The sequence below is a fragment of the Mycolicibacterium wolinskyi str. Jessa 2025 genome (assembly GCF_049241375.1).
GTDB classification, from domain to species: Bacteria; Actinomycetota; Actinomycetes; order Mycobacteriales; family Mycobacteriaceae; genus Mycobacterium; species Mycobacterium wolinskyi.
Genome location: NZ_CP185960.1, coordinates 5,151,751 through 5,172,516, shown reverse-complemented (window position 1 = coordinate 5,172,516; position 20,766 = coordinate 5,151,751). Strand labels below are relative to the sequence as shown.

20 protein-coding genes are annotated in these 20,766 nt (G+C 66.5%); 7 read left to right on the top strand and 13 right to left on the bottom strand.

Annotation, left to right across the window (positions count from 1 at the left end):
* Position 1: 1 nt before the first annotated feature.
* The 8 genes from ACOI2T_RS25565 to ACOI2T_RS25530 form a co-directional block, all read right to left on the bottom strand.
* Complete coding sequence (locus tag ACOI2T_RS25565) at positions 2–1,246, bottom strand: acyl-CoA dehydrogenase family protein (protein WP_409505925.1); 1,245 nt, start codon at positions 1,244–1,246, stop codon at positions 2–4.
* 20 nt (positions 1,247–1,266) lie between these two features.
* Positions 1,267–1,878, bottom strand: coding sequence for a TetR/AcrR family transcriptional regulator (locus ACOI2T_RS25560; RefSeq protein ID WP_067856662.1), 612 nt, complete (start codon positions 1,876–1,878; stop codon positions 1,267–1,269).
* Between the two features lie 7 nt (positions 1,879–1,885).
* Positions 1,886–2,788, bottom strand: coding sequence for a hydroxymethylglutaryl-CoA lyase (locus ACOI2T_RS25555; RefSeq protein ID WP_409505924.1), 903 nt, complete (start codon positions 2,786–2,788; stop codon positions 1,886–1,888).
* A complete protein-coding gene (locus tag ACOI2T_RS25550) occupies positions 2,788–3,990 on the bottom strand; it encodes a CaiB/BaiF CoA transferase family protein (RefSeq protein ID WP_409505923.1) in 1,203 nt (400 codons plus the stop codon). The genes ACOI2T_RS25555 and ACOI2T_RS25550 overlap by 1 nt, the downstream gene beginning before the upstream one ends.
* The gene (locus tag ACOI2T_RS25545; protein ID WP_409505922.1) at positions 3,987–5,213 is read right to left on the bottom strand and encodes an alpha/beta hydrolase family protein; all 1,227 of its coding nucleotides are present in this window, start codon (positions 5,211–5,213) and stop codon (positions 3,987–3,989) included. The genes ACOI2T_RS25550 and ACOI2T_RS25545 overlap by 4 nt, the downstream gene beginning before the upstream one ends.
* A gap of 2 nt (positions 5,214–5,215) precedes the next feature.
* The gene (locus ACOI2T_RS25540) at positions 5,216–6,307 is read right to left on the bottom strand and encodes a homogentisate 1,2-dioxygenase (protein ID WP_409505921.1); all 1,092 of its coding nucleotides are present in this window, start codon (positions 6,305–6,307) and stop codon (positions 5,216–5,218) included.
* A gap of 240 nt (positions 6,308–6,547) precedes the next feature.
* Complete coding sequence (locus tag ACOI2T_RS25535) at positions 6,548–7,135, bottom strand: GrpB family protein (RefSeq protein ID WP_409505920.1); 588 nt, start codon at positions 7,133–7,135, stop codon at positions 6,548–6,550.
* Between the two features lie 19 nt (positions 7,136–7,154).
* Positions 7,155–8,321, bottom strand: a complete 1,167-nt coding sequence (locus ACOI2T_RS25530; protein ID WP_409505919.1) for an acyl-CoA dehydrogenase family protein — start codon at positions 8,319–8,321, stop codon at positions 7,155–7,157.
* A gap of 423 nt (positions 8,322–8,744) precedes the next feature.
* On the opposite strand from ACOI2T_RS25530, the gene ACOI2T_RS25525 reads away from it, so the two are divergent.
* On the top strand, positions 8,745–9,722 hold the full coding sequence (locus ACOI2T_RS25525) for an esterase family protein (RefSeq protein ID WP_067856681.1): 978 nt from the start codon (positions 8,745–8,747) through the stop codon (positions 9,720–9,722).
* A gap of 66 nt (positions 9,723–9,788) precedes the next feature.
* Here ACOI2T_RS25525 and ACOI2T_RS25520 read toward each other — a convergent pair whose 3' ends face one another.
* The 4 genes from ACOI2T_RS25520 to hisN form a co-directional block, all read right to left on the bottom strand.
* On the bottom strand, positions 9,789–10,787 hold the full coding sequence (locus ACOI2T_RS25520; protein ID WP_409505918.1) for an oxidoreductase: 999 nt from the start codon (positions 10,785–10,787) through the stop codon (positions 9,789–9,791).
* Positions 10,788–10,877: 90 nt separating this feature from the next.
* A complete protein-coding gene (locus tag ACOI2T_RS25515; protein ID WP_409505917.1) occupies positions 10,878–12,098 on the bottom strand; it encodes an acyl-CoA dehydrogenase family protein in 1,221 nt (406 codons plus the stop codon).
* A gap of 14 nt (positions 12,099–12,112) precedes the next feature.
* On the bottom strand, positions 12,113–13,510 hold the full coding sequence (locus ACOI2T_RS25510; RefSeq protein WP_409505916.1) for an acyl-CoA dehydrogenase family protein: 1,398 nt from the start codon (positions 13,508–13,510) through the stop codon (positions 12,113–12,115).
* A 185-nt stretch (positions 13,511–13,695) separates the two neighbouring features.
* Positions 13,696–14,478, bottom strand: coding sequence for a histidinol-phosphatase (gene hisN, locus ACOI2T_RS25505; protein ID WP_409505915.1), 783 nt, complete (start codon positions 14,476–14,478; stop codon positions 13,696–13,698).
* Between the two features lie 23 nt (positions 14,479–14,501).
* Between hisN and ACOI2T_RS25500 the strand changes: the two genes are divergently transcribed.
* Positions 14,502–14,855 carry a hypothetical protein gene (locus ACOI2T_RS25500; RefSeq protein WP_067857411.1) on the top strand — a complete coding sequence of 118 codons (354 nt, stop codon included), beginning with the start codon at positions 14,502–14,504 and terminating at the stop codon, positions 14,853–14,855.
* Between the two features lie 133 nt (positions 14,856–14,988).
* Here the strand turns inward: ACOI2T_RS25500 and ACOI2T_RS25495 are convergent, their stop codons facing one another.
* Positions 14,989–16,368, bottom strand: a complete 1,380-nt coding sequence (locus ACOI2T_RS25495) for an FAD-dependent oxidoreductase (protein ID WP_409505914.1) — start codon at positions 16,366–16,368, stop codon at positions 14,989–14,991.
* Positions 16,369–16,522: 154 nt separating this feature from the next.
* Between ACOI2T_RS25495 and prfB the strand changes: the two genes are divergently transcribed.
* Genes prfB through ftsX form a run of 5 tightly spaced genes read left to right on the top strand, consistent with a single transcriptional unit; the run spans position 16,523 to position 20,764 of the window.
* Entirely contained in the window at positions 16,523–17,629 is a 1,107-nt protein-coding gene (prfB, locus tag ACOI2T_RS25490) for a peptide chain release factor 2 (RefSeq protein ID WP_067857417.1), read from the top strand.
* The gene (locus tag ACOI2T_RS25485; RefSeq protein WP_067857420.1) at positions 17,619–18,626 is read left to right on the top strand and encodes a mechanosensitive ion channel family protein; all 1,008 of its coding nucleotides are present in this window, start codon (positions 17,619–17,621) and stop codon (positions 18,624–18,626) included. The genes prfB and ACOI2T_RS25485 overlap by 11 nt, the downstream gene beginning before the upstream one ends.
* Positions 18,623–19,135 carry an Rv3103c family proline-rich protein gene (locus ACOI2T_RS25480; protein ID WP_409505913.1) on the top strand — a complete coding sequence of 171 codons (513 nt, stop codon included), beginning with the start codon at positions 18,623–18,625 and terminating at the stop codon, positions 19,133–19,135. Before ACOI2T_RS25485 ends, ACOI2T_RS25480 begins: the two co-directional genes overlap by 4 nt.
* Positions 19,136–19,180: 45 nt before the next feature.
* The gene (gene ftsE, locus ACOI2T_RS25475) at positions 19,181–19,870 is read left to right on the top strand and encodes a cell division ATP-binding protein FtsE (protein WP_067857426.1); all 690 of its coding nucleotides are present in this window, start codon (positions 19,181–19,183) and stop codon (positions 19,868–19,870) included.
* Positions 19,871–20,764, top strand: coding sequence for a permease-like cell division protein FtsX (gene ftsX / locus ACOI2T_RS25470; RefSeq protein ID WP_067857429.1), 894 nt, complete (start codon positions 19,871–19,873; stop codon positions 20,762–20,764). It abuts the gene before it with no gap.
* The last annotated feature ends 2 nt before the right edge of the window (positions 20,765–20,766 follow it).

Below are 20,766 nucleotides of genomic sequence, written 5' to 3'. Positions count from 1 at the left end.
GTCACTTCGCGGCCTTGCCGAACCCGAAGAGCCGCTGCGCGACCCGGCGCATCTGGATCTCCTCGGCGCCCTCGGTGATCCGGTAGCGGCGGTGGTGGCGGTAGATGTGTTCGAACGGCTCATGGCGGCTGTAGCCGATACCGCCGTGCACCTGCATCGCCCGGTCGGCCGCCTCGCACACCAACCGGTTGGCGCGGTAATTGGCCATCGACACCTTGTCCGACACTTCCATGTGGTGGTTGGCGTCCAGCTGGGTTGCGGCGTACCGCACGAGCAACCGCACCATCTGTGCTTCGGTCTGCAACTCGACGAGCGGCCACTGGACCGCCTGGTTGACCGCCAGCGGCTTGCCGAACACGACGCGGTCACCGGCGTAGGCGACGGCGCGGTCGATGCAGTACTGGGCGGCCCCCAGGCTGCTCGCGGCCTGGCGAATCCGGTTCTCGTGCAAGAAGGTCTGGCCGACCTCCAGCCCCCGGTCGACCTCGCCGAGCACCGCGTCGCCGGGAACCCGGACGTCCTTGAGCTCGACCTCGCCGTGGTCGGTGGGCATGTTGAACGTCCACCAGTAGAAGGGGACATGAAAGCCCGGCGCATCGGTCGGGACGAGGAACGCCGTGATCCCACGGGCCTGGCCCGGTTCACCGGACGTGCGGGCGAAGATGAGGTCGTGGGTGGCGCGGTGCACGCCGGTGTTCCAGCGCTTGGTGCCGTTGATGATCCAGCCGTCCCCGTCGGCCACCGCGGTGGTCTCCAGCCAGGTGGCGTCCGAGCCGTGGCCGGGCTCGGTCAGCCCGAAGGCCATCGAGCGCTTGCCGGTCAGCATCGCCTCCACCCATTCGCTCTTCTGCGCTTCGGTGCCGAACCGGTCCATCATGATGACCTGTGGGAAGTTCCCGACGATCGACGACTCGTCCTGCAGATCGTTGTGCAGGCCAAGACCCTTGTGCGCGAGGTGTTCCCGGATCACCGCCATGTCGAGGTTGCTGCCGTCCCGGCCGCCGAACCGGGCGGGCAGCCCATACCGCAGCCAGCCCGCGGCGTCGGCACGCCGACGCATCTCGTCGAGAAGGTCCTCCCACTCCCGCCGGGGTATGCCACCGTTCTCCCAGTCGGTGCGGGCGTATTCGCGCCGCTGGTCGAAGTACTGGATGTGTTCGCGTTCGAGCGGCTTGATCTCCGCCTCGATGAACGCGTCCATTTCCGCGAGCAGACCTGGAAGGTGTTCTGGTAAAGCGAAATCCACGGTGATCTCTCTTCCTGGCTTCAGAAGCCGTACAGGGTTTTCTTCCAGATCGTCGACAGCGTGGTGATGGCCTCGGAGTCGGTGAGTTCGATGCCGAGCGTGGAGGGTCCCACGAACACCGTGGTGAAGTTCTCGAACAGCAACGCGATCGCCGCCGCCACATGTTGGGGATTCAGGTCTCTGGCGTGGCCTTGTTCCTGTGCGCGCTCGACCGACGCGGCGACGATGTCGATACCGAAGCGGCGGAACTCGTTCTGCACGTCGGCGAACCGTTGCTGGGTCGCGGCCAACTGCGCGACGGCGATCATGATGCCGATGTTCTGTTTGAAGATGTTCCAGTAGCCGGTGACGACGGCTGTGAAGAACTCGGTGTCGTCAGGGGAGTCCGGCAGGTGCAGGTTGAGTCCGGACGGTTCGACGACGTCGTGGAGGAACGATTCGGCGAGTGCCGCCAGCAGATCCTCCTTGTCGTCGAAATAGCGGTAGAACACCGCCGGACTCTTGCCTGCCGCCGATGTGATGTCGGCGAGGGTCGTGCCGTGAAAGCCCCTCTCCGCGAAGAGCTTCCGGGCGGCCAGCTCGATCGCCGAGCGGGTCTGGCGTCCCTTGGAACTCAGTTCACCGGCAGCCATGGCGGGTTCAGTTCAGGATCCGGTCACCGGCGCGCAGCAGCGCGCTGGGTAGGTCGTGCCCGACGGCTCGCTGAACCACCCGAGCCGCGTCGATGGCCGCGGTCAGGTCGACGTCGACACCGATGCCGCAGTCCCGCAACAGATACACCAGATCCTCGGTGGCGATGTTGCCGCTGGCTCCCGGCGCGAAGGGGCAGCCGCCCAGACCGCCCACCGATGCGTCCAGGCGGGTCACCCCGGCCTGTACCGCGGCGTAGGCACTCGCCAGGCCACAACCCCGGGTGTTATGGAAGTGCGCGCCGAGCGGTGTCGCGCCCAGCAGCGGTGTGACGGCGGCGACGAGTTCGGTGACCCGTTTCGGCGTCGCGGTGCCGATGGTGTCGGCCACCGCGATGCGGTCGACGCCGAGATCGACGGCCGCGGAGACGATATCGAGCACGCGGTGCTGCGGCGTCGGGCCGTCGAACGGGCAGTCCCACGCAGTGGCGACGATGACTTCGATCGAGGCGTCACTGTCGTGCGCGATGCGCGTGACGTCGGCTATGGCGACGGTCGCCTCGGCAGTCGACCGCCCGACGTTGGCGCGACTGTGGCTGTCGGCCGCCGACACCACATACTCGATCGAGTTCAACCCCGCGGCGATCGCGCGTTTCGCGCCGTTCGGGCTCGCTACGAGCGCCGAGAACTCCACGGCGGGGAACCGGTGCAGTTCGGCGGCCAGTTCGGCCGCGTCGGCCAGTGCGGGCACCTTCGACGGCGACACGAACGCCGTCGCCTCGATCTCCTTCACCCCCGTCGCGACGATGGCCTCGAGGATCTCGAGCTTGGCGGCCAAGGGAATTGGATCCTCGATCTGCAGGCCGTCGCGCAGGCAGACCTCGCGGATGTCGACGTGGGCGGGCAGGTTCATCACAGCACCCCCTCGGCGCGTAGGGATGCGAGCTCGTCGGCGCTGCGCCCCAGCAGCCCGCGATACACCTCGTCGTTGTGCTGCCCCGGCCGGGCCGGACCCGCGTTGCGGATGCTGCCGGGTGATTCGGAGAGCACGGGGACGATGCCCGGACCCTTGACGGCCCGTTCGACGCGTTCGTCCCAGTGATCGGCGATCATGCCGCGCGCCTGCAGTTGCGGGTCGTCGACCACCTCGGCGACGGTGTTGATCGGACCGCTGATCACCCCGGCCGCCGACAGTGTGGCGATGATCTCGCCGGGTTCGCGTTCGGCCGCCCAGGCGCCGATGATCTTGTCCAGCTCGTCCTGATTGCGGCCACGCGCAAGGTGATTGGCGAACCGCTCGTCGGTGGCCAGCTCTGGGCGGCCCATCGCCTCGCACAGCCGCCGGAAAACGGTGTCCTGGTTCGCCGCGATGACAACCCAGCTGCCGTTGGCGCTCTGGTAGATGTTCGACGGCGCGATACCCTCCAGCCGGGTGCCCGACGGACCGCGGACCACGCCGCCGATGTCGTAGTCGGGGATGGTGGATTCCTGGATGGCCAAACATGATTCGGTCAGTGCGGTGTCGACGATCTGGCCCTCACCGGTGACGGTGCGCCGGTAGAGCGCGGCCAGTGCGCCCTGTGCGGCGAACATTCCGGCCAGGCTGTCACCCAACGACAGGGCGAGTCGCGGGGGAGGACCGCCGGGAAAACCGTTCATATGCCGCAGCCCGCTCGCGGCCTCGGCGACCGAGGCGTATCCGGCCTTGCCTGCGTCTGGCCCCGTCTGCCCGTAACCGGACACCCGAACCAGGATGATGCCCTTGTTCCGTTCCCGCAGAACGTCGTAGCCGAGGTCCCACTTCTCCAGCGTGCCGGGGCGGAAGTTCTCGACGATGATGTCGGAGTGCTCGACGAGGTCGAGGAAAATCTCGCGGCCCCGCGGAGCACGCAGATCGAGGGTGACGGCTTTCTTGTTGCGGGCGTGCACCGTCCAGAAGAAGTGGTGCCCGTCGAGTTCGGCCTGGCCCCAGGTGCGCAGTGGGTCAGGCGTTTTCGGCAGCTCGATCTTGATGACCTCGGCCCCCATGTCGCCGAGCAGCCGCCCGGCGAACGGCCCGGAGATCAGGGTGCCGAGTTCGATGACCCTGACCCCGTCCAGCGCTCCGGTGCTCACTGTGCCGAATCCCCGTCCGTCGCGGTTCCACCCTCCGATGAAAACCCGTGCCGGTGCAGCCAGTCGGTACAGACCTCGACGGCCTGGCGCAGCTTGTCGCGCTGGTCCGGCCCGGAGTAGTAATGGTTGGCGCCGGGAATCTCGTGCATCTCCTTGTCCGGGTGTCCGATCGCCTCGTACAGGCGGCGGGTGTGGCTCGGCGTGCAGGCGTCATCGGCGAGATTGCCGATGACGAGTGCCGGAACCGCGATGTCCGGGCCTGCCTTGACCGCGTCGCCGTTCGCGTCGTCGTAGCTCCACTGCGAGAGCCAGCTGCGCAATGTGCAGAACCGCGCCAGTCCGACCGGGCTCATGTTCACCACCTGAGGATCGCCCAGATAGCAGGTTCCCGGGGTGCGTTCGTTCGGATCGACCGTCGGGTCGAGCCAGCGCGGGTCGGCCATCGTGCCGTGCACCACGAACGCGAACTCGTCATCGGGCCGGCCGGCTGCTTTGAGTTCGGCGAGTTTGTCCTTGACCCACTTGGTGATCCGCCGGTTCCGCGCGATCTGCGCCCGGTGATAGCGCTCCAGGAACTCCGGTGTGTAGGGGGGCTGGTTCGGGTTGTCGGGGTTGTAGATGTCGAGCTCTGGGTCGCGTCTGGTCGGGTCGTTCTCGTCGAGGATCGACGCGTCCATCCATTCGGTCATGGTGCCGTGTCTGCTGATGTGCGCGGCCAGCAACATGATCCCGTCGGCGGGGATCAAACCGAGCTTGGTCAGGTCGGGACCGTCGCCCGACGGGCTCGCGGTGACGGTCGGATGCTGCGCCTGTTGCTGATAGAACACCGAGAGCGAGCCGCCGCCGCTCCAGCCGGCGAGCACCACCTTCTCGTAGCCCAGGCGGTTCTTGGCGTCCTTGATGCATTCACCGAGATCCTCGACCACCTTTTCCATCAGCAACGCGGAGTCGGTTCCGCGGAACCGGCTGTTGCAGTAGATGACGTGATGTCCGGCGCGGGCCAGCGCGTTGATCATCGGCAGGTAGGCGCCGCCGCCGATCGGGTGCATGAACACGAGCACGGTGTCACTCGGCCTGGCCTTGGGCTTCAGCAGATAGCTTTCCAGGACCACCAGCTCGGCGACGCCGCCATAGACGTCACGCACGGACGAATTGTTCTGGTAGGCCACCAGATACGGGATGCGGTCGTACTCGAATCTCACCGGCGCTTCGGTCGTCGTCATGTCTAGTGCTGCCCCAGGTCGTTGGCCAGAATCTCAGCGGACGGGACGAGTCGACGGCGCGTGTCGATCGCGATCACCGACCAGTCCACCCGGTCATATTCGTTGAACTTGCGGCGAGCCCGCTCTCGCGCCTTCTCCGGTGCGCCGTGATGGACTCCTTGTGGCGCATGGGAAATCAGACCCGGCGGCATCGGGATGCCGTACAGCGAGCCGGCATGGAAGAACGCGATCTCGTCGTAGTCGACGTTGCGGTGATACCACGGGGTGCGTTCGGTGCCCGGCACACTTTCGGCGGGTTTGGGCAGGAAGTTCATCACGTACACGCCGGTTGCCTGCATGAACAGGTGCACCGTCGGCGGCAGGTGCACGCTTTCGGACGTGATGACGGTGTAGTCCTCGATGTTGAAGGTGAACGGGAAGTTGTCGCCGCGCCACCCTTCCACGTCGAGCGGATTGTGTTGGTAGAACAGAGAAGTCGGGCCTCCGTCATGGACAAGCCGGACCTCGTACTCATCGCGGCCGTCGTCGTCGATCGGTGCCGGCTCGGGGATGGTGACCTGTGCGGGATCGAACGGGAAGTGGCGCCCAAGAGTCCCGGCCGGCGGGACGCGGAAATCGTCGGTCGCCTGGATCATGAGCCACGTGGACTCCGCATCGGGCACCTGACGGAACGTGCAGGCCTTGGGGATGTACACCCAGTCGCCCTCGCGGTAGCGCAACGGTCCGAATTCGGTCTCGAGCAAGCCGGAACCCTTGTGAACGAACAGCAGCAGGTCGCCGTCGACGTAGCGGACGAAAAATGGCATCTCCTCGCCACGTCGGCTCAGCAGCACCTGGCAGTCGGCGTTGGAGAACATCAGCAGTGGGCCGCCGTGAGCGTCGGTGCTGTCGCTGGGCTTGAGCTCACTGGACAGCACGTCGGTGGGGCGAAGAGGGCCCACGGTCCGGTAGGCGGTCGGATCGTTGCGGCGGTACATGTTCGCGGTGCGGCCGACGAATCCTCCGCGGCCGAGTTCGTCATCCTTGAGGCCGTCGAGATCAGCGTGTATTCGCTTGGGCGTCTTGCCTTTGCGGAGGTGAACGAAGGATTCCATGCCAGCTCCTGAGCATTTTCTGAGGGAGTTCACGGCGAAAACTGAAAGTGACTTTACTTTTCGTTTCGGTGCTGGGCAAGACTGTTTCGGGATTCGACTCTGGCGCTCTTACGGTCGGATGTCGATCCCTGTGGCGAGCGTGCAGCTTGTTGCGCTGCTCGCCGACCGCTGAGCGCAAAAGCCTGCACGTTCGTCACAGTGCTTCGTGAGAGGTGCGACCCGGCCTGGCCCGCCGGCGTCCTACAACAATCCGTGTGCGCGAAAGATCCGGTCGTAGATCTCGCGGATCACGGGCTGCTTGCGCAGGTTGTAATCCATCACGTGGCCGCCGCCGGGCGCGGCGGATCGTTTGGCCTGCTCGTATCGCATCCGATCGTCGGGATGAATGCGCAGCCAGTCGCGAAACAACTTGTGCCGGATCGTCTCCGGGCAATCGGGCCCGAAGACGTGAAGATTCACCCGCGGATGGTCGAGACGCAGGCAGCGGTGCTCGTGCCAGCCGGGTTCGCGGATGGTCAGGCGATAGCCGACGGTCTGCAGCCTGGGGACGTATGCCTCTTCATCGCGAGGGTCGGCGACTGTGAGATCGATGTCGATCACGTCCTTGGCGGCCAGGCCAGGAACCGCGGTCGAGCCGACGTGTTCGAGGTCGAGCAAGTCCGAGCCCATCGTCGCCCGGATGTCGGCCGCCAACGTGTCGTAGCGGGCCGGCCACTGCGGGTTGTACGGCACGAGTTCGATCAACTCGGGCGACGGTGGCCCGTCGACCCAGGGGTTCTCGTCGGGGTCGGGATCGTGGTGGCGGGTGATCTGTTCAGGCGTGGGCACTCGATCGAGGCTATGCGATTCAGACCATGGCGATCGGGGAGATCTTCATGCCGACCGAGAGCGCGCCCGCGAGTTCGCGGCTGGTGTCGTAATCGAAGATCACGTGTCCGGAGAGCACGCCGACGTCACGGCTGATCCGCTGCAGCGGATTGGCGAGGAAGTGTGCGCTTGCTCCGGACGACGCCAGCAGGAGCGCGATGACGGCTTTCGACTCGTGGACGATGTGGGCTGCGGCCAGTCGCGCCTGGCCCCGGACGTCGCGTGACACCGGGTCGCCGGTCGCCAGGATGTCCTCGATCTGCCCGACGGTGTCGGCCAACAGGCCACGCAACGCCCGAAGTCGCACACGCGCCTCGCCGAGATGTGCTTGGGCGGCCGGCTTGTCCTTCTGTTTCACCCCTTCGTATGCGATCACACGTTCGGCCAGTCGTTCGGCGTAGACGTCGGTGGCGCGTTCGGCACTACCGAGGGCGGGCATCGCCGCCAGCAGGGCGAGCGCGGGGACCATGGGCCAGCGGTAGGTGGCCGCGTGGTGGATCTTCGCGCCGGGCGCGGTACCGGAATAGATGTCGACGACGCGTACGAGCCGATGCTCGGGCACGAAGACGTCGGTGACGACCACATCGTTGGACCCGGTGGCCCGCATCCCGTCAGTGTGCCACACGTCCTCGACGCGGATCTCGGAGGCGGGCAGCAAGGCCAGAGCGGGATATATCGCGTCGTCCGGCCCGCACAGTGCGCCGACCATGATCCAGTTGGCGTTCATCACGCCCGTCGCCCACGACCATCGCCCGGTGAGGCGTACGCCGCCGTCGGCGGGAACGCCGCGTCCGGTGGGTGCGAGCGGGGCCGGGGCCAGGAACGGCCGGGTCGCGTACGCCTCGGCCTGGGCCTGCTCGTCGAACAACGCCAGCATCCAGTTGTGCAGCGCGTAGAAGCCGATGGTCCACGCGCTCGACGCGCAGCCGTGAGCCATGCGCCGGACCGGGTCGAGGATGGCTCCGAAATCCGCCTGTTCGCCGCCATAGCGCGCGGGCACCAATAGATCAGTGAATCCGGACTCGGCGAGGTCGGTGACGGTCGCGTGGGGCAGCTGCCGTAGTTCCTCGGCTTCGCGGGCCCGATCGGCCAATCGCGCGACGAATTCATCCGTGATCGACGACGCCACGGAGGTGCTGGAGGTCATGGCCGGAACGTAGCATACTTTTTAGTATGGACAGGCGGCATACGTATTCGGCGACGATCGGATAACCCTCCGGACACCACTTGTGAACGGATCAGAATCGACGGTTCGGCGACAGCCGCGGCACGCTCGGCGAAGTATCGGCATTTCCCCAGGCAGCGGCCCTGCCGGCCGCGGGACGGCGGGTCGGCGCGCGCCTTTTGTTTTCGACAGATGCGCTGCTCGACGGCGCGCCGCGGGTTTTCCCTAATTGCAGCCCCATGATTTACTCATGGCGCAACAACTGAATTCTCTCGGTCCGCTCTTCCGAGGCACCGGCTCAGTCGAGCGGGCGCGACGCCGCAGTGAAACCATCGCTGCGGTGCCGCTGAATGATCGATGATCGCGCCTCAGGCGTAATGACCGGATGACGGATGGATTCGCAGTATGACCTTCATTGACAAGATTCGTGGCCGTTGGGCGCGCCGGATGACGGTGGCGGCCATGGCAGCACTGTTGCTGCCTGGCTTGATCGGCGTTGTCGGCGGATCGGCGACCGCGGGAGCCTTCTCCCGCCCGGGTCTGCCGGTTGAGTACCTGATGGTCCCGTCGCCGTCGATGGGCCGCGACATCAAGGTTCAGTTCCAGAGCGGTGGGCCGGGTTCGCACGCGGTGTACCTGCTCGACGGCCTGCGGGCACAGGACGACTACAACGGCTGGGACATCAACACCAACGCCTTCGAGATGTTCCTCGACTCGGGCCTGTCGGTGGTCATGCCCGTCGGTGGCCAGTCGAGCTTCTACAGCGACTGGTACAACCAGGCGTGCGGCAAGGCCGGTTGCACCACTTACAAGTGGGAGACCTTCCTGACCAGCGAGCTGCCGAACTGGCTGGCCGCCAACCGCGACGTCGCAGCGACGGGTAACGCCGCTGTCGGTCTGTCGATGGCCGGCTCCGCCGCGCTGATCCTGGCGACCTACCACCCCGACCGGTTCATCTACGCCGGTTCGATGTCGGGCTTCCTGAACCCCTCCGAGGGCTGGTGGCCGTTCCTGATCAACATCTCGATGGGCGACGCCGGTGGCTACAAGGCCAACGACATGTGGGGCCGGACGGAAGACCCGAACAGCGCCTGGAAGCGCAACGACCCGATGCTGCAGATCCCGACGCTGGTGGCCAACAACACCCGTCTGTGGATCTACTGCGGTAACGGCCAGCCCAACGAGCTCGGCGGCGGCGACCTTCCCGCCACCTTCCTTGAGGGCCTGACCATCCGCACCAACATCACCTTCCGCGACAACTACATCGCCGCGGGCGGCAACAACGGCGTGTTCAACTTCCCGGATGCCGGTACCCACAACTGGGCGTACTGGGGTCAGCAGTTGCAGGCCATGGTTCCGGACCTGCAGCGGGTCCTGGGCTAACCTCACGCGATAACGAAATCGCCCAGAACACTTGATGTTCTGGGCGATTTCGTTTGTTCGGGACTCTCAGAACCCGCCGGCCACCTTCACCACGGCCCGGCCGGCATAGCGGCCGGCGCGCACCTCGTCGAGCACACCCACCACGTCCTTGACGTCCACTTCGTGCGTGACGTCGTCGAGGTGGCGTGGCTTGAGCGGCCCGCCGAGCTGCTCCCACAGCGCCCGCCGCGGCCCGATCGGCATGAGCACCGAGTCGATCCCGAGAAGAGCGGCGCCGCGCAGGATGAACGGCATCACGGTCGTGTTGAGCGCCGCCCCGCCGGTGAGGCCGCTTGCCGCGACCGCGCCACCGTACTGCAGCGTGCTCAGTACGTCGGCCAGCGTCGCACCGCCCACGCAGTCCACCGCACCCGCCCACTGTGCCTTGCCCAGCGGCCGCGGTTTGGCGTCCGGATCGGCGGGCAGCCTGCCGATCACGTCCGCGGCCCCCAGCGCCCGCAACTCATCGGCCCGGTCGGCCTTACCGGTCGACGCCACCACGTGATAGCCCGCGGCGGCGAGTAGATCCACGCTCACCGAGCCGACGCCGCCCGTCGCGCCGGTCACCACTATCGGCCCGTCCTGCGGCGTGATGCCGCGGTCTGCCAGCGCCTGCACACTCATCGCCGCGGTGAACCCGGCGGTGCCGATGGCGGCGCCTTCGCGCGGGGTCAGGGCGCCCAATGCGACCACCTGATCGGCGGGGAGGCGGGCGTATTCGGCGTACCCACCGTGGTGGCCGGTGCCGATCTGGTAACCGTGGGCGAGGACGAGGTCGCCGGGTTTGAACTCGCCGGAGTCCGAGGCCACCACCTCACCGGTCAGGTCGATACCCGGCACGATCGGATAGTCGCGGACCACACCGCCTTTCGGCGTCAGCGCCAGCGCGTCCTTGAAGTTGACGCTGGAATACAGCACCCGGACGGTCACCTCACCCGGAGGAAGATCTGACTCCTGCAGGGTTTCGACCGACGCGGTGATGTGGTCGTCGTCTTGCCGTGCGATGAGCGCCTGAAACGTGTCCATGCCGCCCACCCTATTGGCCGAGCAGACGTGAAAGTGCCCGGTTTTCATGAAAACCGGGCACCTCAGCGTCTGCTCGCGCAGAAGGAAGGACTACTTCAGTTCGGCCGAGGACAGGCCGAGCAGGCGGCGGGCGACCACGAGCTGCTGGATTTGCTGGGTGCCCTCGAAGATGTCGAGGATCTTGGAGTCGCGGGCCCACTTCTCCAGCAGGGTCTGCTCGGAATAGCCGGTGGTTCCGGCCATTTCGACGGCCTTGAGGGTGATGTCGCTGGCCACCCGGGCGGCCTTGGCCTTGCCCATCGAGGCCTCTTTGGAGTTGGGGATGCTGTTGTCGGCCTGCCATGCCGAACGCACCGTCAACAGGTAGCCGGCCTCCCAGTCCGCTTCCATCCGAAGGAACTCCGCGGCCGCGGCGCTCTGCGCGTGTGCCGGCTTGTCGTAGGAGATCTCCACACCGGCGTCCGTGAGGATCGCGCGCAGATCCTCCAACGCGGCGCGGGCGATGCCGACGGCCATGGCCGCCACGATCGGCCGGGTGTTGTCGAAGGTCTCCATGACCCCGGCAAAACCCTTCTCCACGTGGATCTCCGGATCGCCCAGCAGGTTGTCCTTGGGGATGCGGGCGTTCTCGAAGCGGATCACCGCGGTGTCCGAAGCCTTGATGCCGAGCTTGTGCTCGAGACGCTCGACGGTGACGCCGGGATGTTCGCGCGGCACGATGAACGACTTGATCGCCGCCCGGCCCAGTGACTTGTCCAGGGTCGCCCACACCACGATGTGAGTGGCCCGCGAACCGGCCGTGACGAAGATCTTCTCGCCGTTGATCACATACTCGTCGCCGTCGAGGACCGCGGTGGTGGACACCGCCGCCGAGTCGGAGCCGAAGCCCGGTTCGGTGATGGCCATCGCGGCCCAGACATCCTTGCCGAGCCGTTCGAGCTGCTCGGGCGTCGCCACCGACGAGATCGCGGCATTGCCGAGGCCCTGCCGCGGCACCGAGAGCAGCAGGGCCACATCGCCCCAACTGATCTCCAGCGCGTTCAGCAGCGCGGACATGTTGGCGCCGTTGACGGTGGTCTTGTTGCCGTCGCCGTTGGCGTCGTCGCGGAACGCCTCGGCACCCGCGAACGAGATGGTCTTGGCGCTCGAGATCCCCTCGAACAGGTTGGCCAGGGTGTCGAGCTCGACGGGGTAGGCGTGCTCGGCGAGGTCATACTTGCGCGAGATCGGGCGAAGCATCTCGGCGGCGCCCTGATGGCCCTTCTCGATGACTGCCTGGAGCTTGCGGGGCATTTCCAGATTGATTGCCATGATTCGTCTTTCGCTTAGAGGACCACGACACCCTCGGCGACGCCGATGGCCCGCAGATCGCGGTACCAGCGCTCGACCGGGTGTTCCTTGGTGTAACCGTGACCGCCCAGCAGCTGCACGCCGTCCAGGCCGATCTGCATGCCCTTGTCGGTGCCGAGCTTGCGGGCCAGCGCGGCCTCGCGGGCGAACGGCAGGCCCTGCTCGGCGCGTGCGGCGCCGCGCCAGGTGATCAGCCGCAGACCGTCGAGCTCGATGGCGATGTTGGCCGTCATGAACGCCACCGACTGGCGGTGGGCGATGGGCTCGCCGAAAGCCTGGCGTTCCTTGATGTAGGGGATCACGTAGTCGAGCACCGCGTGCGAGGTGCCGACCGCCAGCGCGGCCCAGCCGAGCCGTGACAGGGCGATGGCCTCGGAGTAGTCCTGATCGGACGCGCCGTCCTCGCCAAGCCGGGCGCTGAGCGGCACGGCCACGTTGTCGAGCTCGACCTGGCCGAGCGCGGCGGCCCGGATCCCCATGCTCGGATCGGCCTTGACGGTCAAGCCCGCAGACGACGCCTCGACGATGAACAACGCCGGCTTGCCGTTGAGTTGTGCTGCCACGATGAACAATTCGGCATCGGCGGCGGCGGGCACCAGCGACTTGACGCCGGACAGCCGGTAGCCGCTGGGGGTGCGGACCGCGGTGGTCTTGAGTGCGGTGGGATCGAACAGGGCGTGCGGCTCGGCGATCGCCACGCACGCTTGCGGGACGTTCTCGCCTGCGAATTCCTTGAGGTAGGTGGCCTGCTGATCGGCGCTGCCCCAGTGGGTCAGGGCGGACGCGACGCCGCCGGGTGCGAGGATCGGCAGCGCCAGCCCCATGTCGCCGTATGCGAGCGCCTCGGCGACCAGGGCGTTCGTTACCGTGCTGCGGTGCTCGGCGATGCCGTCGAAGTCCTCGGGGACGTTGACGGCCGTGATGCCGAGCTCGGCGGCCTTGGCGATCAGATCCGCCGGGTAGGCCGCGGCCTCGTCGGCGTCGTGCGCGGCGGGCCGCAGGATCTCCTCGGCGAACTCGCTGACGGTCTCGACGATCATCTTCTGGTCGTCGTCAGGCGTCAGGTCGAACAGGTCGGCACTGCCCGCCTTGAGCCGGGTCGGCGCCTTGCCGAGCCCCTGGATCTTCTTGAACTGCCGGGTCGACGCGCCCGCGACTGAAAAGACTTGCTTCACACCGTATTTCAGGCCGCGGTTGAGTGGGTCGCGCAGTCCGTAGCGATCCAGGAACTCCTGGCCGACGATGGGGGTGATCAGCGCCAACCCGATGTCGGTCGCTGTCCGCTTGTGCTTTTGCAGGCCCACGGCACTTTGCTGGCCGGAGCGGATGGGACGAGTTGCAGAGCCGTTCTTGGACGGCAGGGTGTTGGTCATGTCAGCTGCCTCTGGTGGTAGTGGCGACGCTTCTGACCGTATCTTACTCCGGAGTAAGATACGGTGGCGCTGTTACCAACCTCACAACTATCGACTGACAACACGGTGAGACTGCGCACGGGGTCGTGATCCCCGCCGAACCACAGCCCAGTGCGCAGTTTGGACGCGAGAAGCCGCGTCGGCCCTCAGTCGGTGGACAGCCTGTCCAGCACGGCGCCATGTAGCAGACCGTTGGTGGCCAGCGCACTGCCGCCGTGCGGGCCTGCCTGGCCGTCGATGCTCGTGAACGTGCCGCCGGCCTCGCGGATCAGGATGTCGAGCGGTGCGATGTCCCACAGCTTCACCTCGGGCTCGCACGCGATGTCGACCGCGCCCTCGGCCACCATGCAGTACGACCAGAAGTCGCCGTAGGCCCGAACCCGCCACACCGCGTCGGTCAGTTCGACGAAGCGCTGCCGACGGTCCTCCCACCCTGTCGTCAGGTCCGAGTACGACAGGCTCGCCGATTCCAGCTCCTTGACGCCGGACACCGCCAGTTTGCGGGTCACGCCGCCGAACGAGCCGAACGCGCCCTCGCCCTGCCCGGCCCACCACCGGCGCGCCAGGGCAGGCGCGCTCACCACGCCGACCACGGGAACTCCGTCGGCGATGAGCGCGATCAGCGTGCACCACACCGGGACCCCGCGCACGAAGTTCTTGGTGCCGTCGATCGGATCGATGACCCACTGCCGGCCGCTGAAAGTCGTTGTACCGCCGAACTCTTCGCCGAACACCGTATCGTCGGGACGCGCGGCGGCCAACGCCTCGCGCAGCGCTTCCTCGGCGCCGCGATCGGCATCGGTGACCGGTGTGAGATCGGGTTTGGTCTCGACATGCAGATCCATCGCACCGAACCGGTCCATGGTGAGTGCGTCGGCCTGATCGGCCAGGGCCAGTGCCAATGTCATGTCATCTGCGACGGTCGTCATGGGAGCAGTCCTACCATGGCGGGGTGTGGGAATTCGGCATGCTCGTGTTGCTCGTCGGTGCGCTCGTGTTGCTGCTCGCGCCTCGGATCATGCGGCGCCGCGGAATCGGCGGTGAACTGGCGAACGGCACCTTGCTGGTGACGGGGGTGAGCCCGCGGCCGGACGCGACAGGGGAGCAGTTCGTCACCATCACCGGCGTCATCAACGGGCCGACCGTCCGAGAGCACGTCGTGTATCAGCAGATGGCCGTCGATGTGAACGAATGGCCGACGATGGGCTCACTGTTCCCGGTGGTGTACTCGCCGAAAAACCCCGACAAGTGGGCGTTCGCGCCGGCAGACCCGCCACCGGCACCCCACGAGCCGCCGCCCGTCTGACCGCGGAACTGCATTCCCGGTCGTAACCGGCGCCGCGCAACAGCCGTGACGTCAGTTTGGGCGTACAGCGGCGTTCAGCCGTGTTGGATGGGCTGATTCCTCCGCGGGGCTCGTTCCTCGCCTCGCATCGTCATCAGCCGTGCCCGATCCGCAACAACTCCGCCACACTCGCGAGCTTCACCCGCGGCCGGCCCGTCGGCTCCCCGGCGGCCCGCTCGTGGGAGTCGATGAGCTTCCAATGGTCGCCGGTGACGAGTTTGGGCTGACGTTCCAACAGCCACGCAACGAGTTTCTCGTCGTGGTCGGGCCCGAAGTCGGGTAGCTCGCGGGAGTGCAGATCGTCGAGCAGGGTGTTGACGGTGTCCTGCGAGTCCTTCTTGTTGCTGCCGATCACGCCCGACGGCCCGCGCTTGATCCAGCCGACGACGTACTCGTTGGCGCTGCCGTCTACACGGCCGTCGGTGTGGGGGATGGTGCCCGACCGTTCGTCGAACGGCAGGCCCGGCGTCGGCACACCGCGGTAGCCGACCGCACGGACCACCAACTGGACCGGCAACTCCTCGCGGTCGCCGGTGTCCTTGGCGACAACTCGTCCGTCGGCGTCGCGCACAAGTTCGTTGCGGCCCAACACGATCGATTCGACTCGCCCGTCACCCCGCAGTTCGATCGGCGAGGTGCGGAACCGGAACACGATGCGCCGCTTGGCACCTCGCGGTTCTTGTTCGGCATAGCCCCGCAACACCTTGATGTTCTGTTTGACGGTCTTGCCCGCCGCTTCGAGGTCCTCGTCGGTGATGTCGGCGAAGTCGGCGGGGTCGAGGATGACGTCGACGTCGTCGAGCCCGTCGAGATCGTGCAGCTCACGCAGCTCCAGCGTCGTGAACGTCGCCTGCAGGGGCCCACGGCGCCCGATGACGACGACCTCCTCCATGCCCTGCGCGCCCAACGACTCCAGGGCGTGGTCGGCGATGTCGGTGTTGGCCAATGCCCGCGGATCACTCACGAGGATGCGCGCCACGTCGAGGGCGACGTTGCCGTTGCCCACGACGACCGCGCGACCGCCCGACAAATTCGGCGCCATCTCACCGAAATGGGGGTGGGCGTTGTACCAGCCGACGAAATCGACGGCCGCGACGCTGCCCGGCAAGTCCTCGCCCGGGATCTTCAGTGCGCGATCGGACTGTGCGCCCACCGCGTACACCACGGCGTCGTACTGCTCGGCCAGTTCGGCGGCCTGCACGTGCTCGCCGACGGCGATGTTGCCGAAGAAGCGGAACCGGGGATCGGCCGCGGTCTTCTCGAACTGGGCGCTGATCGACTTGATCTTGGGATGGTCGGGCGCGACCCCGGACCGCACCAGACCCCACGGGGTCGGCAGCATCTCGAGCATGTCGACGCGCACATCGCGGTCGGCGTCGGGGGATTCGGCAAACTTCAGCAGTGATGCGGCAGCAAAGAAACCCGAAGGTCCTGAGCCGACGATCGCCACGTGGTATGGGCGCATCTTGGGCATGTAGTGCCTTACTCATCGACGACAATCGCTCGCCCTGCCACGCGCAAGGGGCTGTCGCGACGCGGCAGGGCCGGGTACACCCCGATGCTAAACGCGGAGGCGCCGCCCTGCCGCCGGTCGGGAAGAACTGCCTCGACCGGTACCCTGAACCGTTGTGGATCCAGACCGTCAAGCCGATATCGCCGCACTCGACACCACTCTGACAACGGTGGAGCGGGTGCTCGACGTGGATGGTCTGCGCGGCCGGATCGAGAGGCTCGAGGCCGAAGCGTCGGACCCGAACCTGTGGGACGACCAGACCCGCGCGCAGAAGGTGACCAGTGAGCTGTCGCATGCGCAGGGCGAACTGCGCCGCGTCGAGGACCTGCGCAGCCGGCTCGACGACCTCCCGGTGCTCTATGAGCTGGCATCGGAAGAAGGCGGTGCCGACGAGCTCGCCGAGGCCGACGCCGAGCGCAAGAAGCTGCGCGAGGACATCGAGGCGATGGAAGTGCGCACGCTGCTGTCGGGGGAGTACGACGAACGCGAAGCCGTTGTCACCATCCGATCTGGCGCCGGCGGCGTCGACGCCGCCGACTGGGCCGAGATGTTGATGCGCATGTACATCCGCTGGGCCGAACAGCACAAGTACCCGGTCGAGGTGTTCGACACGTCCTACGCCGAAGAAGCGGGCATCAAGAGCGCGACGTTCGCGGTGCACGCGCCGTTCGCCTACGGCACGCTCTCGGTCGAGCAGGGCACCCACCGGCTGGTGCGGATCAGCCCGTTCGACAACCAGAGCCGCCGCCAGACGTCGTTCGCCGATGTCGAGGTGCTGCCCGTGGTGGAGACCACCGACCACATCGACATCCCGGAAACCGACGTGCGTGTCGACGTGTACCGCTCGTCGGGTCCGGGCGGGCAGTCGGTCAACACCACCGACTCCGCTGTTCGACTCACCCATATCCCGACCGGTATCGTGGTGACCTGCCAGAACGAGAAGTCGCAGCTGCAGAACAAGGTCTCGGCGATGCGAGTTCTCCAAGCAAAGTTGCTGGAGCGCAAGCGCTTAGAAGAACGTGCAGAGCTCGACGCGTTGAAGGGCGACGGCGGCAGTTCCTGGGGCAACCAGATGCGCTCCTACGTATTGCATCCGTACCAGATGGTGAAGGACTTGCGCACCGAGTTCGAGGTCGGCAACCCGGCAGCGGTACTCGACGGAGACATCGACGGATTCCTGGAGGCAGGGATCAGATGGCGCAACAGAAAAGATGACGATTAATACTCTGGCCTCCAACTGGGCCGCCACCACGCTCGCCTTCCCCATGGCCGAACGCTGGCACGACTTCTGGCACGGCGAGATCGGCGCCTGGATCCTGACCAAGGGTCTGCGGATCGCACTGCTGCTGATCGGTGCGTTGCTCGCCGCCCGCTTCATCAACTGGGCGGCACAGCGGGTCGTGCGGCGCATCGACGCGGAGTATGAGGAAAGCGATCAGCTGGTGCGCTCGGAGAGCGCCAAGCACCGGCAAGCCCTCGCATCGGTGATCTCGTGGGTGTCGGTCGCGTTGTTGTTCGTCATCGTGCTGGTCGAGGTGACCGACGTGCTGGCGGTGCCGATCGCCTCACTGGTCGCGCCCGCGGCGGTGCTCGGCGCCGCCCTCGGTTTCGGTGCGCAACGCATCGTCCAGGACCTGCTCGCCGGGTTCTTCATCATCACCGAGAAGCAGTACGGCTTCGGTGACCTCGTCAGGTTGACGATCGGTGCGGCCAACGAAGCCGAGGGCACCGTCGAAGACGTCACCCTGCGCGTCACCAAGCTGCGCTCGTCCGAAGGGGAGATGTACACCGTCCCCAACGGCCAGATCGTCAAGGCACTGAACCTGTCCAAGGACTGGGCGCGGTCGGTCGTCGACATCCCGGTGCCGGTGGGCGCTGATCTCAACCTCGTCAACGACGTGCTCAACGAGGTCGCGGAGAAGGCCGCCGAGGATCGTGAGCTGTCGAAGCTGGTGTTGGACAAGCCGCAGCTGATGGGTGTCGAGAGCATCGGCGTCGACACCGTGAACCTGCGGATGGTCGCACGCACGCTGCCCGGCAAACAGTTCGAGGTGGGCAGGCGGCTGCGCGTGCGGGTCGTGCGGGCCCTGCGCCGGGCGGGCATCGTGACCGCGTCCGACGGTTCTGTCGCCGCCGCGGGCGACATCGTGCATCCGGTCGCCGTCGCCGAGGTGCAGAAAGCCGCACCACCGGCCGCGTCCGAGGAGCAGAAGAAGTGAAGTTCCATCTGAGTGCGGTCACCGACTGGGGTGCGCGCCTGTGGCGCAGCCGCCTCGGCAGGCTGCGGACGTCCACGCTCGTGCTGATCGTGGCGTTTATCGCGCTGTCGTGGGTGCAGCAGAACTATGCGCCCAAGCCGGCGAGCACCGAGTCGCCCGCCACGCAGGTCGTCCCGCCCGGCTTCGTGCCCGACCCGGATTACACGTGGGTGCCGCGAACCAACGTCGCGCCGCCGCGCACCACGACGTCGACGACGACTCCGACGACGACACCGGAAACCACCACGACGACCGAGGAGACGCCCACCACGACGTCCCCGACGGAGACCACGAGCCCGACAAGCCCGGCGACAACAACACAAGGGCCGCAGACCACGGTCGTCGACCCCGACGGCCCCGGCCTGCTGCCGCCGATCACGCTTCCGGTTTTCCCTGGCCCCGCGCCGCAGACGCCCGCGGGCCAGCCGCAAATCACCGACGAACCGGTGGCACCGGCACCGCCGCGATAGCTTGGCTCGCTCTATTAGTTCACACCGCTACACTGGCGTGCCGTGATGATCACCCTCGACCACGTGACGAAGCAGTACAAGTCTTCGGCGCGCCCAGCACTCGACGATGTCTCGTTGAAGATCGACAAGGGTGAGTTCGTCTTCCTCATCGGCCCGTCGGGGTCGGGCAAGTCGACGTTCATGCGGCTGCTGCTGGCGGCCGAACATCCGACGGCCGGCGACATCCGGGTGTCGAAGTTCCACGTCAACAAGCTGCGCGACCGGCACATCCCGAGCCTGCGTCAGGTGATCGGGTGTGTGTTCCAGGACTTCCGGTTGCTGCAGCAGAAGACGGTGTTCGAGAACGTGGCGTTCGCCCTCGAGGTGATCGGCAAGCGTTCCGACGTCATCAACCGGGTCGTGCCGGACGTGTTGGAGATGGTCGGCTTGTCCGGCAAGGCCAACCGCCTGCCCAGCGAGCTCTCCGGTGGTGAGCAGCAGCGTGTGGCGATCGCCCGCGCGTTCGTCAACCGCCCGCTCGTGCTGATCGCCGACGAGCCCACCGGAAACCTGGACCCCGAGACCAGCAAGGACATCATGGATCTGCTTGAGCGGATCAACCGCACCGGGACAACGGTGCTGATGGCCACCCACGACCATCACATCGTCGACTCCATGCGGCAGCGGGTCGTCGAACTCGAACTCGGCCGGCTGATTCGTGATGAGCAGCGCGGTGTCTACGGAATGGATCGCTAAGTGCGCTTCGGCTTTCTCGTCAATGAAGTTCTGACCGGGCTTCGTCGCAACGTCACCATGACGGTCGCGATGATCTTGACCACGGCGATCTCCATCGGCCTGTTCGGCGGTGGTCTGCTGGTGGTGCGGCTCGCCGACCAGTCGCGCGACATCTATCTGGACCGGGTCGAGAGTCAGGTGTTCCTGACCGACGACATCTCGGCCAACGACGCCACGTGCGACTCGGACGCGTGCAAGGCGCTGTACCGCGAGATCGACGACCGTGACGACGTCCGGTCGCTGCGGTTCCTCAACCGCGAGCAGGCCTATGACGACGCGATCAAGAAGTTCCCGCAGTACAAGGACGTCGCAGGCAAGGATGCGTTCCCGGCCTCGTTCATCGTCAAGCTGAACGACCCCGAACAGCACGAGGCGTTCGACAAGGCGATGGTCGGCCAGCCCGGCGTGCTCAACGTGCTCAACCAGAAGGACCTGATCGACCGGTTGTTCGCGGTGCTCGACGGCCTCAGTAGCGCGGCGTTCGCCGTCGCGCTCGTGCAGGCGATCGGCGCGGTGCTGCTGATCGCCAACATGGTCCAAGTCGCGGCCTACACGCGCCGAACCGAGATCGGCATCATGCGGCTGGTCGGCGCGACCAGGTGGTACACCCAGCTGCCGTTCCTCGTGGAGGCGATGCTCGCGGCCCTGATCGGTGTCGTCATCGCCGTCGTGGGATTGATCGTGGTGCGGGCGGTGTTCCTGGAGAAGGCGCTCGACCAGTTCTACCAAGCGAATCTGATCGCCAGAATCGACTACGCCGACATCCTCTACATCTCGCCGATACTGTTGTTCGTCGGCGTGGCAATGGCCGGTGTCACCGCGTATGTCACCCTGAGGCTTTACGTACGAAGGTAATT

What these genes read in the sequence shown, in the direction of transcription:
- ACOI2T_RS25560 (WP_067856662.1), bottom strand. Translation starts at nt 1,878, where the DNA reads ATGGCTGCCGGTGAACTGAGTTCCAAGGGACGCCAGACCCGCTCGGCG.
- ACOI2T_RS25530 (WP_409505919.1), bottom strand. Translation starts at nt 8,321, where the DNA reads ATGACCTCCAGCACCTCCGTGGCGTCGTCGATCACGGATGAATTCGTC.
- hisN (WP_409505915.1), bottom strand. Translation starts at nt 14,478, where the DNA reads ATGACGACCGTCGCAGATGACATGACATTGGCACTGGCCCTGGCCGAT.
- ftsE (WP_067857426.1), top strand. Translation starts at nt 19,181, where the DNA reads ATGATCACCCTCGACCACGTGACGAAGCAGTACAAGTCTTCGGCGCGC.
- ACOI2T_RS25545 (WP_409505922.1), bottom strand. Translation starts at nt 5,213, where the DNA reads ATGACGACGACCGAAGCGCCGGTGAGATTCGAGTACGACCGCATCCCG.
- ACOI2T_RS25540 (WP_409505921.1), bottom strand. Translation starts at nt 6,307, where the DNA reads ATGGAATCCTTCGTTCACCTCCGCAAAGGCAAGACGCCCAAGCGAATA.
- ACOI2T_RS25520 (WP_409505918.1), bottom strand. Translation starts at nt 10,787, where the DNA reads ATGGACACGTTTCAGGCGCTCATCGCACGGCAAGACGACGACCACATC.
- ACOI2T_RS25510 (WP_409505916.1), bottom strand. Translation starts at nt 13,510, where the DNA reads ATGACCAACACCCTGCCGTCCAAGAACGGCTCTGCAACTCGTCCCATC.
- ACOI2T_RS25515 (WP_409505917.1), bottom strand. Translation starts at nt 12,098, where the DNA reads ATGGCAATCAATCTGGAAATGCCCCGCAAGCTCCAGGCAGTCATCGAG.
- ACOI2T_RS25555 (WP_409505924.1), bottom strand. Translation starts at nt 2,788, where the DNA reads ATGAACCTGCCCGCCCACGTCGACATCCGCGAGGTCTGCCTGCGCGAC.
- ACOI2T_RS25495 (WP_409505914.1), bottom strand. Translation starts at nt 16,368, where the DNA reads ATGCCCAAGATGCGCCCATACCACGTGGCGATCGTCGGCTCAGGACCT.
- ACOI2T_RS25525 (WP_067856681.1), top strand. Translation starts at nt 8,745, where the DNA reads ATGACCTTCATTGACAAGATTCGTGGCCGTTGGGCGCGCCGGATGACG.
- ACOI2T_RS25485 (WP_067857420.1), top strand. Translation starts at nt 17,619, where the DNA reads ATGACGATTAATACTCTGGCCTCCAACTGGGCCGCCACCACGCTCGCC.